12 protein-coding genes are annotated in these 13,025 nt (G+C 67.6%); 9 read left to right on the forward strand and 3 right to left on the reverse strand.

Features of this window, described 5'->3' with window-relative positions:
- Window positions 1-94: 94 nt before the first annotated feature.
- Complete coding sequence (locus Q0V34_RS00765; RefSeq protein ID WP_297506492.1) at window positions 95-859, reverse strand: class I SAM-dependent methyltransferase; 765 nt, start codon at window positions 857-859, stop codon at window positions 95-97.
- A 164-nt stretch (window positions 860-1,023) separates the two neighbouring features.
- On the opposite strand from Q0V34_RS00765, the gene Q0V34_RS00770 reads away from it, so the two are divergent.
- From Q0V34_RS00770 to Q0V34_RS00805, 8 genes are all read left to right on the forward strand, one after another.
- Complete coding sequence (locus Q0V34_RS00770) at window positions 1,024-3,126, forward strand: acylase (RefSeq protein ID WP_297506494.1); 2,103 nt, start codon at window positions 1,024-1,026, stop codon at window positions 3,124-3,126.
- Between the two features lie 84 nt (window positions 3,127-3,210).
- Window positions 3,211-3,852 carry a beta/gamma crystallin family protein gene (locus Q0V34_RS00775; RefSeq protein ID WP_297506496.1) on the forward strand — a complete coding sequence of 214 codons (642 nt, stop codon included), beginning with the start codon at window positions 3,211-3,213 and terminating at the stop codon, window positions 3,850-3,852.
- Window positions 3,853-3,863: 11 nt separating this feature from the next.
- Window positions 3,864-4,295, forward strand: a complete 432-nt coding sequence (locus tag Q0V34_RS00780; protein ID WP_297506498.1) for a beta/gamma crystallin-related protein — start codon at window positions 3,864-3,866, stop codon at window positions 4,293-4,295.
- A gap of 80 nt (window positions 4,296-4,375) precedes the next feature.
- Complete coding sequence (locus tag Q0V34_RS00785; RefSeq protein WP_297506500.1) at window positions 4,376-4,513, forward strand: entericidin A/B family lipoprotein; 138 nt, start codon at window positions 4,376-4,378, stop codon at window positions 4,511-4,513.
- A gap of 393 nt (window positions 4,514-4,906) precedes the next feature.
- Window positions 4,907-5,299 carry a DUF983 domain-containing protein gene (locus Q0V34_RS00790; RefSeq protein WP_297506501.1) on the forward strand — a complete coding sequence of 131 codons (393 nt, stop codon included), beginning with the start codon at window positions 4,907-4,909 and terminating at the stop codon, window positions 5,297-5,299.
- 103 nt (window positions 5,300-5,402) lie between these two features.
- A complete protein-coding gene (locus Q0V34_RS00795) occupies window positions 5,403-5,558 on the forward strand; it encodes a DUF3309 family protein (RefSeq protein WP_297506503.1) in 156 nt (51 codons plus the stop codon).
- Window positions 5,559-5,623: 65 nt separating this feature from the next.
- Entirely contained in the window at window positions 5,624-7,072 is a 1,449-nt protein-coding gene (locus Q0V34_RS00800; RefSeq protein ID WP_297506505.1) for an MFS transporter, read from the forward strand.
- A gap of 41 nt (window positions 7,073-7,113) precedes the next feature.
- On the forward strand, window positions 7,114-7,860 hold the full coding sequence (locus Q0V34_RS00805) for a DUF599 family protein (RefSeq protein WP_297506507.1): 747 nt from the start codon (window positions 7,114-7,116) through the stop codon (window positions 7,858-7,860).
- 564 nt (window positions 7,861-8,424) lie between these two features.
- On the opposite strand, the gene Q0V34_RS00810 is transcribed toward Q0V34_RS00805, so the two are convergent.
- Window positions 8,425-9,960, reverse strand: coding sequence for a class I SAM-dependent methyltransferase (locus Q0V34_RS00810; protein WP_297506509.1), 1,536 nt, complete (start codon window positions 9,958-9,960; stop codon window positions 8,425-8,427).
- A 359-nt stretch (window positions 9,961-10,319) separates the two neighbouring features.
- Between Q0V34_RS00810 and Q0V34_RS00815 the strand changes: the two genes are divergently transcribed.
- Window positions 10,320-11,423, forward strand: coding sequence for a glycosyltransferase (locus Q0V34_RS00815; RefSeq protein WP_297506511.1), 1,104 nt, complete (start codon window positions 10,320-10,322; stop codon window positions 11,421-11,423).
- Here Q0V34_RS00815 and Q0V34_RS00820 read toward each other — a convergent pair.
- Window positions 11,420-13,003 carry a TolC family outer membrane protein gene (locus tag Q0V34_RS00820; protein WP_297506513.1) on the reverse strand — a complete coding sequence of 528 codons (1,584 nt, stop codon included), beginning with the start codon at window positions 13,001-13,003 and terminating at the stop codon, window positions 11,420-11,422. The genes Q0V34_RS00815 and Q0V34_RS00820 overlap by 4 nt on opposite strands.
- Window positions 13,004-13,025 lie beyond the last annotated feature (22 nt).

Genomic DNA, 13,025 nt, shown 5'->3' on the forward strand with positions numbered 1-13,025 from the left:
CGGCGCTTGTCCGGGACCCAGGCGCGCGTGAACGCCGTGCGCGCCGCCCCTGGGTCCCGGACAGCCTCTCCGAGGCTTCCGGGATGATTTTAGATTACTTCGGCTTTCTGAACTTCAGCACGAACTGATCCGTCTTCCCCCGAATGCTCGGGTCGAAGACGTTGGCCGTGCGCGGGTCGTCCTTGTTGGCCAGCAGCGGGCTCTCGGCTTCCAGCTTGAAGCCGGCGGCCTCGACCTCTTGCTTGACCTGGGCGACGTCGATGCGGTGCTGCGTGTCGGGCGCGTTCGCCGCGCCGGCGTTGGCGGCGTGATCGACGACCAGGAAGACGCCGCCCGGCTTCAGCGACTTGAAGATCTCGGCATTGGCCTTGGCGGTCAGGTCGGCCGGGAAGAGCTTCAGGTGCTGATCGTGATAGTTCTGCACCGTCATCACGACATCGAGGTTGTCGGGCAGGTCCAGGCCGACAAGCGGTCCGTTGAGCGGCTTGACGTTCGGCAGCGCCGCGGCGACCGCCTTCTGGTCCTGGCCGTACTGGGCCTTGAACTGGATGAACTCGGCGGGCTGGTAGGCGTAGACCACGCCCTTGGGCCCGACGGCGGCGGACAGGATGCGGGTGAAATAGCCGCCGCCCATGATGTAGTCGACGACGGTGTCGCCCGGCTTGACGCCGGCCAGGGCCAGGATCTCGCCGGGATGCCGGGCCGCGTCGCGCGCGGTGTCCGCCGCCGGTCGCGACGGGTCAGCCAGGGCCTTCTGGATGGCGGGCGGAACCTCCGCGAGCGCCGCCCCGCCCGCGCCCAGCGCCGTGACCGCCAGAAGACCGGCGGCCAGAGCCGAAACCCCATGTTTGCGAGCCATCAGCGCGCCTCCTCCTTGTTGTCCCTCTTACCTACCAGCCCCGGCGCACCGAGCGAACGGCGTTATGATGAAGTTTCGGCAAGGTTTCGTCGAAACCGGCTCTTCCCACGCCCCGGCGGGCTGCCCATGATCGCGCCAACGAACAAGACGTGTGGGAGGCGTGAATGAAGTGGGTCCTGCGGGGGATCGGCGGGCTGCTGGCGCTGGTGGTGCTGGCCGCGATCGGGCTGATCTTGATCGATCGGATGAGCCTGCCCGCGGCGCCTTCGCGCCAGGCGTTGCTGGACAAGGCCAAGCGCTATGACGTCCGCGTCCGTCGCGACGACTGGGGCGTGCCGCACGTGCTGGGCAAGACCGACGCCGACGCCGCCTTCGGCCTGGGCTACGCCCAGAGCGAAGACGACTTCGGAACCCTGCAGGACGTGGTGCTGGCCACGCGCGGCGTGCTGGCGCGCTCCAAGGGCAAGGACGCCGCTCCGACCGACTATGTCACCGCCCTGCTCGACGTCTGGCCGACGACCAACGCCCACTATGCCGAGCTGCCCGCCGAATTGCGGAAGGTGATGGAGGCCTATGCCGACGGCGTCAGCCTCTACGCCGCCCAGCATCCGGACAAGGTCAAGCCAGGCCTGCTGCCGCTGACCGGCCAGGACATCGAGGCCGGTTTCGTGTTCAAGCAGCCGTTCTTCTACGGCCTGGACGGCGAGCTGAAGCACCTGACGGCCCCGGGCGCCCCGCCCCCGCCAGCGAAGGGCTCCAACGGTCTCGCGACCGCGCCCTCGCGCAGCGCCGACGGCGCCACCCGCCTGCTGGTCAATTCGCACCAGCCCTATACCGGGCCGGTCGCCTGGTACGAGGCCGTGGTCGAGAGCGGCGAAGGCTGGCACGTGGCCGGCGGCTTCTTCCCCGGCTCGCCGTTCATGCTGCACGGCCATAACGCCACGCTGGGCTGGGCCAACACCGTGTCCAAGCCCGACCTCGTCGACATCTACCGGCTGACGATCAACCCGGCGAACAAGAACCAGTACCGCCTGGACGGCCGGTGGAAGGACTTCGACAAGCGCTATGTCACCCTGCGCGTGAAGCTCTTCGGTCCCATCGTGCTGCCGGTGCGCAAGGCCGTGCTACGGTCGGTCCACGGGCCGGTGCTGGAGACCAAGCAGGGCGTCTTCGCCATCCGTTACGCCGGCATGGGCGAGTGGCGCCAGCCGCTGCAATACTGGCGGCTGAACCATGCCAAGGACATGGCCGAGTGGCGGGCGGCGATCGCCACCCACGCCATTCCCAGCCTGAACTACGTCTATGCCGACGCCGCCGGGAACATCGGCTTTGTCCACAACGGCCAGTATCCGAACCGCACCGTCGAGGCGAACTGGAAGGGCGTCCTGCCCGGCGATCGCTCGGACCTGATCTGGCGAGGCTATCGCCCGGTCGAGCAGAGCCCGCAGCTGTGGAATCCCAAGTCGGGCCTGGTGTTCAACTCCAACAACACGCCTTTCCGGGCCAGCGAGGACGCCGACAACCTCAAGCCCGGCGACTTCCCGGCCTCGATGGGCCTGCAAGACAACATGACCAACCGCGCCTGGCGCGCGCTGGAGACCTTCGGCGCCGATCACGCGATCACCGACGCCAGCTTCCGGGCGCACAAGTTCGACATCGCCTTCAGCGACCGCTCCGGCGTCATGGAGATGGTCCGCGAGGTCACGGCGATCGACCCCAAGGGCGACGCCGATCTCGCCAAGGCTCAGGCGATCCTGCGGGCCTGGGACAAGAAGGCCGACGTCCATGATCGCGGCGCGGCCCTGGCCGCGCTGATGACCCAGCCGATCCTGTTCGCGCGGAGCAATGGCGATCCCGCCCCCGCGCCGATCGACAGCCTGCGCGCGGCGATCAAGACGCTGAAGACCCACTTCGGCCGCCTCGATCCGGAATGGGGCGAGGTCAATAGAATCCGCCGGGGTCGCGTCAACCTGCCGATCGACGGCGCGGCCGACACCTACCGGTCGGTCTGGGGCAAACCGGAGAAGGACGGCACCACCACCGCCGAGGGGGGCGACACCTTCATCATGTTCGTGACGTGGGACAAGGCGGGCCAGCTCCGCTCCGAGAGCATCCACCAGTTCGGCTCGGCCACCCTGGACGCGACCTCGCCGCACTATGCCGACCAGACGCCGCTGTTCGTGGCCATGAGGACCAAGCCCGTGTGGTTCACCGAGGACCAGCTCAAGGGGCACGTCAAGGCCGACTACCGCCCGAGCGAGCGGTGAGCATCCGCAGCTGCGCCGTTCAGCCGCCGTTCAGTTGAACGGCGGCTAGCTGGCTCTCGACCAAGCTTTTTGGTGGGGAGACAGATGCGTAAGACCCTCGGCCTGCTGGCCATGTCGTTCTTCGCCGCGGCCGGCGCCGCCTCGGCCCAGGCGCCCGGCTGGAACGGCCAATACGACGATCCGCCGCGCGGTTCCTACACGCGTTCGTGCCGCGACATCACCGCCTTCAACGGCCAGGTCTGGGCGCGCTGCCAGAACAATCGCGGCGGCTTCGACTGGACCAGCGCCCGGGCGCGGGATTGCGGCGGCCAGGGCCTGGAGAACGATGATGGCCGCCTGCAGTGCGCGGGCTTCAACCGTCCGCCCGGCGGCGGCTGGGGCGGCGACGGCGGCTATGGCGGCGGACGCCCGGGCGGCGGCGGCTGGAACGGCGACAACGGTTCCTATGGCGGTCGTCCCGGCGGCGGCGGTCGCGACGGGATCGTGCTGTTCGACGACGCCTACTACCAAGGCCGCGCCTTCGAGGTGAACGGCGACATCCCCGACCTCGGGGCGGTGCGGTTCAACGATCGCGCCTCGTCGATCCAGGTCGGCCGCGCCGCCAGCCGCTGGGAAATCTGCGAACACGCCAACTACCAGGGGCGCTGCAGCCGCCTCGACGCCGACCAAGCCGTTCTACCGCGCGAGTGGAACGATCAGATCAGCTCTATCCGCCGCGTCCGCTAAGGAGACCCGTCATGCGCAAGACCCTCTTGGCCATCACCTGCGGGGCCCTGGCCCTCCTGACCACCACCGCCATGGCCCAGGACCGCTACTACGGCCGAGACGACTACTACGGCGATCGCCACGAGCGCCGCGACGATCGTCGGGACGGCGGTCGCTGGGGCGGCCCGTGGGGCGGACCTTGGGGCGGACCGGGCGGCGGCGGCGTCGTGCTGTTCGAGCACGACGGCTTCCGCGGCGAGGCCCGCGTGCTGCGCGGCGACGCGCCAGACCTGGCGCGGCTGGGCTTCAACGACCGCGTCTCCTCGATGCGCATCTCGCGCGGCGTGTGGGAGTTCTGCGAGCACGCCTATTACGAAGGTAAGTGCTGGACCTACGACTACGACATGGCCAGCCTCCCCAAGAAGCAGAACGACCGCTACAGCTCCGTCCGCCGCGTTCGTTGACCGTCCAAGCCGCGCCGGGCCTTGAAGCTCGGCGCGGCGCACGGTTAAGGTCCCGCGCTTTCCAAGCTGGAGCTTCTCTGATGCGCAAGATCGTCGTCCTCGCCGCCGCCGCGGCGGCCCTGCTGGTCTCGGCCTGCAACACCATCGAAGGCGCCGGCCGCGACGTCTCGGCCGCCGGCAAGGCCGTCAGCGGCGCCGCCCGCGACGCCAAGCACTAAACGAACGCCTCGGGCGTCCTCCTCGCGCGCGGCTCGAACGCCGCCGCGCCGTCGAGCGAGGGACGCGCGGTCTGTTCGACTTTCGAGACCGCCTCGACCCACAGGGCGGGGCGCTCTCACGAGGACTATTCGTGTTTCGCGTCATCGCGCGGCTTTTGCCGGACCAGAGCAAGTCAACCGCCGATCGGTGAAGCCGCTTCCTGGAAATCGTCAGATATCGGACGCTAGAGTTCATTAACCAAGACGCGTCCGCCCGCCGATCTGCACCTCGGCGGACCACCGCGACGCCGCCTCTACCTGCAAGAATTGTTCAAAGTCGCCGCTCCACGACCTGGACAAAAGGTCGCCGTGCGACGGCAAGTCGCCCTTTTCCCGCCGCGTCCGAAGGTTCATATGAGCGCCATGTCGGAACGTCAGCCCCCGCCCTCCATGTTCACAGGCCTCAAGCGCGGCCTGCTGCACCGCTGCCCCAACTGCGGCGACGGTCGGCTCTATATGCGCTATCTGAAGGTCGACCCCGAGTGCGAGGCCTGCGGTCACGCGCTGGGCGCCTATCCGGCCGACGACGGCCCGGCCTATTTCACGATCCTGCTGGTCGGCCACCTGGTCGTGGCGCCGCTGCTGTTCTTCCCTTGGATCTGGCAAGCCTCGCCGGCGATCGTCGCGCCGGTGACCCTGATCCCCCTGGCGCTCCTGACCCTGCTGGCCCTGCCGCGCGTCAAGGGCGCGGTGATCGGCGCGCTCTGGGCCATCCAGCTGCGCAAGGCCGAGGACACCCCGAGCTAGCAAACCTTCGCCGGCGGAACCGACAAGCGGGGCCGCGAATTCCGAAGGCGTGACCCCAGCGGCGCCGTGGTGGCGAACGCGGGCGAGAGGGAACCTTCGGACCATGCTCGGCACGATCCTCATCATCATCCTGATCCTGGCCCTGATCGGCGCCCTGCCGACGTGGGGCCACAGCCGCTCGTGGGGCTACTATCCCAGCGGCGGCCTCGGCCTGATCCTGGTGATCATCATCATTCTGGTGCTGCTCGGCAGGATCTAACGCCCGCCCTTGCCCGCGACGGGCGTTCGCCTAATCTCCCCTTTCGAATGGGAGGGGAGATAACCATGACGGCGAACGCCGAAGCGGAGGCCGCGCGCCCCGCGGGTCTTTCCCCGTGGGGCCGCGCCAAGGCCATACTCGGCGGCTCGGCCGGCAATCTGGTCGAATGGTACGACTGGTTCGCCTACGCCGCCTTCACCCTCTATTTCGCCCCCGCCTTCTTCCCGAAGGGCGACCAGACCGTCCAGCTGCTGCAGGCGGCGGCGGTGTTCTTCCTGGGCTTCGTGGCCCGGCCGATCGGCGCCTGGCTGATGGGCCTCTACGCCGACCATGCCGGACGTCGCGCGGCGCTGTCGGCCTCCGTGGCCCTGATGTGCGGCGGCGCTCTGATCATCGCCGTGACGCCCGACTACAAGACCATCGGCCTCTGGGCGCCCGCGATCCTGCTGCTGGCTCGCGTGCTGCAGGGGCTGTCGGTCGGCGGCGAATACGGCGCCAGCGCCACCTATATGAGCGAGATGGCCGGCAAGGCTCGGCGCGGCTTCTGGTCCAGCTTCCACTACGTGACCCTGATCGCCGGCCAGCTCCTGGCGTTGGGCGTGCTGATCGTGCTGCAACGCGGCCTGGGCGAAGCCGCGCTGAAGGCCTGGGGCTGGCGCGTCCCGTTCGTGATCGGCGCCCTGCTGGCCGTGGTCGTGTTCTGGATCCGGCGGGGGCTCATGGAAAGCATCGCCTTCAAGCGCCCGGCCCAGCGCGAGAGCCTTTCGCGGGGCCAGGTCCTCGGCGCGGGCGTTCTGTTGCTGCTGACCGTTGTCGCCGGGGTTCTGGGAGTCACGACGGGCCCCTTGGCCAAGCCCGGCCAATATGCGGCCGCCGCCTTCCTGGTGCTGTTCTTCGTGTCGCTGGTCGTGCCGCTGGTCCGCCGCCACCCGCGCGAGAGCTTGCTGATCATGGGCCTGACCGCCGGCGGCTCGCTGACCTTCTATGTCTACACGACTTATATGCAGAAGTTCCTGGTCAACACGGCCGGCTTCGGCAAGGGCCAGGCCTCCGAGATCAGCGCGCTCAGCCTGATCGGCTTCATGCTGATGCAGCCCGTGGCCGGCTGGCTGTCGGACAAGGTCGGGCGCAAGCCGATGCTGATCGTCGCGTTCGGCGGCGGCGCCCTGACGATCTGGCCGATCATGACCGGGATCAGCCAGACGACCTCGGTCTCGATGGCGCTCGTCCTGATCCTGGCCGGCGTGGCCTTCCAGTCCTGCTACACCGCGATCAGCGCCGTGGTGAAGGCCGAGATGTTCCCGGCCGAGGTGCGGGCCCTGGGCGTGGCCCTGCCCTACGCCCTGGCCAATGTGCTGTTCGGCGGGACGGCCGAGATGGTCGCCCTGGCCTTCAAGCACGCGACGATGGAGAGCGCCTTCTATCTCTACGTGGCGGCGGTGATGGCGGTCGGGCTGGTCTGTTCGATCGTCCTGAAGGACACGAGCCGACACAGCCTGATCCACGAGGACTGACCGTGGTTCCCAGACTCTCCGCGCCGATCTAGAAGCCCGACATGCCGCTGCTCGACATCCTGGTTCTGACGATCTTCGCCGCCTGCTGGCTGTTCTACGAGCGCCTGCTCAAGACCCTGGGCGAGGGCGGCGGCGTGCTCAACACCGACATGACCGTGATCCGCGCCCGCTGGATGCAGGAGATGGCGGTGCGCGAAGTGGCGCTCCTGGATGGCCAGTTGCTGGGCCACGCGATCAATTCGGCCAGCTTCTTCGCCTCGTCGAACCTGATCCTGATCGCCGCGGCCGCGGGCGTGCTGTTCGGCGGCGACACCGCGCTGAAGAGCGTCGAGGCCTTGCCCCTGCTGGCCAAGACCACGCCCATGATGTTCCAGATCAAGCTCGGCCTGGTGCTGATCGCGCTGGCGCGGGGTCTGCTCGACTTCATCTGGGCGATCCGGCAGATGAACTACTGCCTGGCGGCGATCGGCGCCGCGCCGATGTGGGCCTCGCCCGCCGTGCTGGCCGAGTACGCCGAGGCGGCCGGCGGCATCCTGAACCCCGCCTTGTCGGCGTTCAACGCGGGGGTTCGAGCCTACTATTTCGCCCTGGCGGCGGCCGTGTGGCTGCTGGGCCCCCTGCCCTTCCTGGTCGCGACGCTCGGCGCGATGAGCCTGCTGCTCTGGCGCCAACGCCGCAGCCGCGCCTCCGCCGCCGTGCGCAAGGTGCGCCAGATCCTGGAACGCCAGCCCGTCGTCCCCGGCCCCCATCTCGCGCGGGCCGACACGCCGCCCGAAGACCGCATTTAGCCAGCGTCGCCTTGGGAACAGCCGGCGCGACCCCGCGTTTCTACGCGCGTACTCGGATGAAAAAGACCCCAGATGCGATAAGCCCCGCCGGCGACACGGTCACCGGCGGGGCTAATGGGAAGTCTTGTGGGTAGACCTCTCTTACATACCTTAACCGGCCGCGCTTCGCAACCGCTCTGGTACGAGAATCCGACATTTCGTCGTGAATTCGATACACAACTTATGATATCGTGATTCCCGTTTCAGATTGCCGAAAAGCTGAATGGACGATCAATGGACAGTGTCCATTTAGATCTCGGCCACTACCCTACTCTCAACTCATGATTTTCTAGATTCCAATATTGATGCATGACGCCGCGGTACGAAGCTTCAATGCAAACAGGGATTTTTTGACGAGATTTCTGGACGGCGAGCGGACACGGCCGTCGGCACTTCGAATAAGCTGAAATCCATCCAAAGCACTGGCGCCCCGCCCAACATCGCGCCAAGCCGCGCCGGCGCTCATCCGCCCGGACGAACGCCGTTGTGTTGTTCACGCGATCCGGATTCGCGCTAAGCGCGCGGTCAAAGGCCAAGCGCGGTCCACAGAGGCAGGACTTTCGCCCCCCAGGCCTCGGCCTGCGCCTTCAGTTCGGCGAGGTTGGCGTCGCCCTGCAGCGTCGCGCCGTCCTTGATAATCGCCTGCCCCTGGCTTTGCAGAAGCGACCAGACGAAAGCGGCCCACTCGTCGGGAGTCTTCGCGCCGTTCTGCTTGCTCATCCAGAACAGCTGCTGGAACCGGGGCGCGGCGACTCCGCCAGCGATCACGGGCGAGGCGAAGGTGCCAATGTCGCCGACCGACACGGACCGGCGCGCGATGGCCTTGTTCAACGCCGTCGTCCGCGTCTTGGCCTTGCTGATGTCTTGACCGGGGCCGGCAGGGTGGATGGCGCCCAGGCCCAGCAAAATCATCAAAGCGGATGACAGCTGGACGAAGTTCACCCCCTTCGCGCCCAGATGGCTTTCCAACTCCTGAATCGTGTGCGGCCTATGATCCAGCAACAGTTCGAAAATCGGTTGGTAGATCTGGTCGAGCAGTAGCGCCTCGCCGGTCGCGCCACGCACCGTCTTGGGCAGCTCCTCCTTGCCGGTGGTCAAGACCACCCGCTCCTCCCGCAGGGTGGTCACCTGCTCGTGTCCGGCGACCGCCCGCAGCCCCCGCACCCAATAGTCCCTACGGAATTGCTGGTTTACACAAAAGTCCCGTATCGTCTCGCGCAAGGAGGCGTCAGGCGCCGACCGCATGAACTCCACCTGCGCGGGGGTCATGTTCAGTTCGTGGATATTGTCGAGCGTGAACGCCGAGCTTCCGAAGCTGACCTTGGCTTCTCTCAGCCAGGCCTCCATATCGGAAAAGTACATCGGGCTCCAGTCCCGGTTCATGTACTCGTGCGCGAGATACTTGCGGTCCTGATCCTTGATCTGCTTCAGGCGCTCGACGGCGACCGGGTTAGCCTTGGCGTAGAGCGGCTCCAGCGCGAGAAACCGATCCATGAAGCCGAGGGCGGCGTCGGTCCGACCGATGATCCCCTGGCCAGGCGCGCCCATCACCTCGGCGTGCCGCTTCATCAGGTGACGGAGCGGCGCGGTCGCCGACCATCCCGGCAGCGTGTTGTAGGAGACATAGAGCACGCCGCCCGGCTTCAGCTTGCGGCGGACGAAGTCGACCAGCACCGCGCGGTTCTCATCCGAGATCCACGTCCAGATGCCGTGCAGCCCGATGAAGTCGAAGTCCGGCAGATCGGCACGATGGCAGAACTCGGCGAAGGCCTCGTCGTAGAGCTTGGCGTCGGCGCCCGCCAGCCCGACCATTTCCGAGGCGAAGGCCGCTTGCGACGGGTTGAAATCCGTTCCGTACCAGTTGACGCTTGGCTGGGCGGCCGCGTGAATGGAGACGGACAGCCCCTGACCAAAACCGAGTTCGCAGGCGTTCTCGACCTTCGGCGCGTGCCATCCTGAAAGCAGAAGCGGCAGTCGGCAGCGGAGCGGATTCAGCTCTCCATAGTAGCCAAAAGTATAATTTACGTCCGTGACGTAGCCCGCGCTCCACTCGGTCGACACAGGTATCCCCTTTTTGGCTGGAGGCGCATTGCTGCATCGAAAGACTAGGCGTGACAAGCTCGTCCGCGGCACGACGCGCCCCTGCTCGGTAGCCCCCGGGTCGCGCCAGCCGCTATGGATCGCGTTCCGCCGATTCCGGGTCTAAGTCTCAGCGCATGACATCCCGCCTCCTCGCTCTCTGGCGACGCCTACCGACGCCGCTTCGGCGCGCGGCCCACCTGACCGTCGGCGCGCCTCGGACGATTGCCGGCGCGATCACGGAGGCTTGGGCGCGGGCCAAGAGCGAGCGCGTCGAACGATCGGCCCAGGCGCGCGTGCGTCGTCGAGCCAGGCGCCGGAATCTACCCCCGACGTCTCCCGTGACGGTCGTCGGCTTCCACGGGGCGGTTCACGGGCTTGGCGAGGGCGCGCGCATGCTGGCGCGCGGTTTCGCCGATGCCGGCCTCGAAACACGCGCCATCGATCTTTCGGCGAGCGTCGGCTTCCCCGTCGAACTGCCGATCCCCTTCCCGGCCCCGGAGGAGGGCGAGCGGGGCGTCGTGGTTTCGCATATCAATCCGCCGGAACTGCTGGCCTGGGCCCGCGACACCGAGGGCCGCCCGCTCGAGGGTCGTCGACACATCGGCTATTGGGCCTGGGAGTTGGAGGACGCGCCAGCCGATTGGGTCCCCGCGTTCGACCTGGTGGACGAGGTCTGGACCCCGTCGGCCTTCGCCGCCGACGCCTTGCGCAAGCTGGCTCCGCCGCGGGTCAAGGTCTCGCCAGCACCCTATCCCCTGTATCTGAACGCGCGCGCGGCTCCAGACCGCGATCGGTTCGACCTGCCCAAGGACCGGGTGGCGGCGCTGATGGCCTTCGACCTGCGCTCGACCGCGCAACGCAAGAACCCTTGGGCCGCTCTGGACGCCTTCCAAAGGGCGCAGGCCAAGACGGGGGGCAAGGGTTATCTCGTCTGCAAGGTCGTGGGGGCGGATCTCTATCCCGAGACCTTGGCCGAGCTGCGAGCGCGGATAGGCGACGATCCATCGATCCGCCTGATGACCGAGACGCTCTCGGCTTCGGACATGGCCGCGCTGACGGCCAGCTGCGATATCGTCCTGTCCCTCCACCGGTCGGAAGGCTACGGCCTGCTCCTGGCCGAGGCGATCTGGCAGGGCAAGCCGACCCTGGCCACCGGGTGGTCCGCCAACGTGGAATTCATGGACGCCGCGTCCAGCCAGTTCGTGGACTTCACGCTGATCCCCGTCGAGGGCGACGGCGCCATCTATCGCGCTGGACGATGGGCGAACCCCGATGTCGACGACGCCGCCGAGAAGCTCGCGCGCCTGCTGTCCGACGACGCCTGGCGCGAGGGCTTGGCCGGCGCGACGGCGCGCAACGGCCATGTCTCGTTCGACCGGGACGCCTGGCTGGGCATGATCGCCCGGCTTCTGCCCTCTCTCGCGAAAGGCCAGAAAGGCTAGCCCTTGGGTGCTGTTTTCACCGGCGCGTCGTCGGTCAAGGCCGGAAGGTCGTTGATCGACGGCGGCGGCGCCACCTGCGCCGCCGGGATCGGCTTGGCCGGCAGGTCGGAGGACGGCGGACGGATCGGCGTGGTGTCGCCGGCCACAGGCTTACGCGCCTCTAGCGGCACCGCGATCCGGTCCAGGGTCTGGACGATCAGGTCCGTCGGCAGCATGCCCTTGTAACGAACCTTCTTGAAGTGCCGCTCGGGATCGTAGGGCTGGACGCCCGGCGCCAGGTTGCCCACCTCCAGCGTGCCGACCTGAGCCAGCAGCTGCACGCGGCCGACATATTCATTGGCCCGGCCGCGGACGAAGCCGATCTGGGCGCTCTGCAGTTCGGCCTGGGCGTTCAGCACCTCGATCGTGCTGCGGAGCGCGAAACGCTCCTCCTCGCGCACGCCGTAGAAGGCGATGGTGTCGGCCTTCATCTCTTGTTCGAGCGAAACCAGCGACTTGCGCGCGGCGACCAGCTGGTCCCAATACTGCGACACGCCGAGCACCATGTTGCGCCGCGCGTCTTCGATCAGCAGCTTGTCGCGGTTGTTCTCCTCGATCGACTGGCGGACCGAGGAATTGAGCTGGCCGCCGCTGAACAACGGCTGGGTCAGGGTGACGCTGGCCGTCAGGGCGTTCTCGCGCCGCGCGCTGGCGGCGTTGTAAGCGCTGATGGGCGCGTTCTGGTAGTTCGCGCGGGCGGAGACGCTGAACAGCCGCTCGGCGCGCGCCTCGGCGACGCTTTCTCGCGAGGCCTTCTCGGTATAGGCCGCCGCCAGCAGCGACGGGTTGGCCTGTTCCGCCTGATTGAACGCCTCGTCCAGATTGGCGGGCAGATCGTCGATGTCGGGTTCCGGCTCGAGCGCGTCGGGCATATGCCCGACCAGGGACGCGTAGAAGGCCGCGCTGATATTGAGCTGCGCCTGGGCGTTGGCCACCTGGGTGCTGGCCGAGGCCAGGCGCGCCCGCGCCTGCTGGACGTCGGTCAGCGTGACCTGGCGGACGCTGTACTTGTCCTCGGTGTCCTTCAGCTGCTGGCGCAGCCAGGCCTCGCCCCCTTGGCTGATCCGGACGATCTCGCGATCGCGACGGACCGAGACGTAGGCGTTGGTCACCCGCGTCAGCAGGTCCATCTCGATACGACGCAGGTTCTCGCGCGAGGCCTTGATCTGGGCTTCGACGGCGGCCAGCCGCGCGGCGTAACGGCCGTTCGTGTAGAGCGCTTGGCTGACCGTCAGCTGGCTGGACGGCGTGGTCGCGTCGAGGCTCGTCTTGTCCCGCACGCCCTTGATCCAGTTGTAGCTTTCCGAGGTCGACGCGCTGGCCTGCAGGCCGTAGGCGGATCGGGCCTGGGTGTAGTTCTCGTCGAGCGCGCGCATCGCGGCGCGTTGAGCCTGGATATTGGGGTTGCTCTGATACGCGGCGGTGATCGCGTCGGCCAAGGTCTCGGCGTGCGCGAGCTCGGCGCGCCCGGCCACGACCATGGCGACGGCCACGGCGATGACGGAACTCCGAACGGAGAAGGTTTTCGACAGCACTCGCAATTCCCAGACTTAACGGCCCCCG

The organism is uncultured Caulobacter sp. (assembly GCF_947036865.1).
Classification (GTDB): domain Bacteria; phylum Pseudomonadota; class Alphaproteobacteria; order Caulobacterales; family Caulobacteraceae; genus Caulobacter.

Coding starts and splice junctions, on each gene's coding strand:
- Q0V34_RS00765 (WP_297506492.1), bottom strand. CDS start 859: ATGGCTCGCAAACATGGGGTTTCGGCTCTGGCCGCCGGTCTTCTGGCG.
- Q0V34_RS00770 (WP_297506494.1), top strand. CDS start 1,024: ATGAAGTGGGTCCTGCGGGGGATCGGCGGGCTGCTGGCGCTGGTGGTG.
- Q0V34_RS00775 (WP_297506496.1), top strand. CDS start 3,211: ATGCGTAAGACCCTCGGCCTGCTGGCCATGTCGTTCTTCGCCGCGGCC.
- Q0V34_RS00780 (WP_297506498.1), top strand. CDS start 3,864: ATGCGCAAGACCCTCTTGGCCATCACCTGCGGGGCCCTGGCCCTCCTG.
- Q0V34_RS00785 (WP_297506500.1), top strand. CDS start 4,376: ATGCGCAAGATCGTCGTCCTCGCCGCCGCCGCGGCGGCCCTGCTGGTC.
- Q0V34_RS00790 (WP_297506501.1), top strand. CDS start 4,907: ATGAGCGCCATGTCGGAACGTCAGCCCCCGCCCTCCATGTTCACAGGC.
- Q0V34_RS00795 (WP_297506503.1), top strand. CDS start 5,403: ATGCTCGGCACGATCCTCATCATCATCCTGATCCTGGCCCTGATCGGC.
- Q0V34_RS00800 (WP_297506505.1), top strand. CDS start 5,624: ATGACGGCGAACGCCGAAGCGGAGGCCGCGCGCCCCGCGGGTCTTTCC.
- Q0V34_RS00805 (WP_297506507.1), top strand. CDS start 7,114: ATGCCGCTGCTCGACATCCTGGTTCTGACGATCTTCGCCGCCTGCTGG.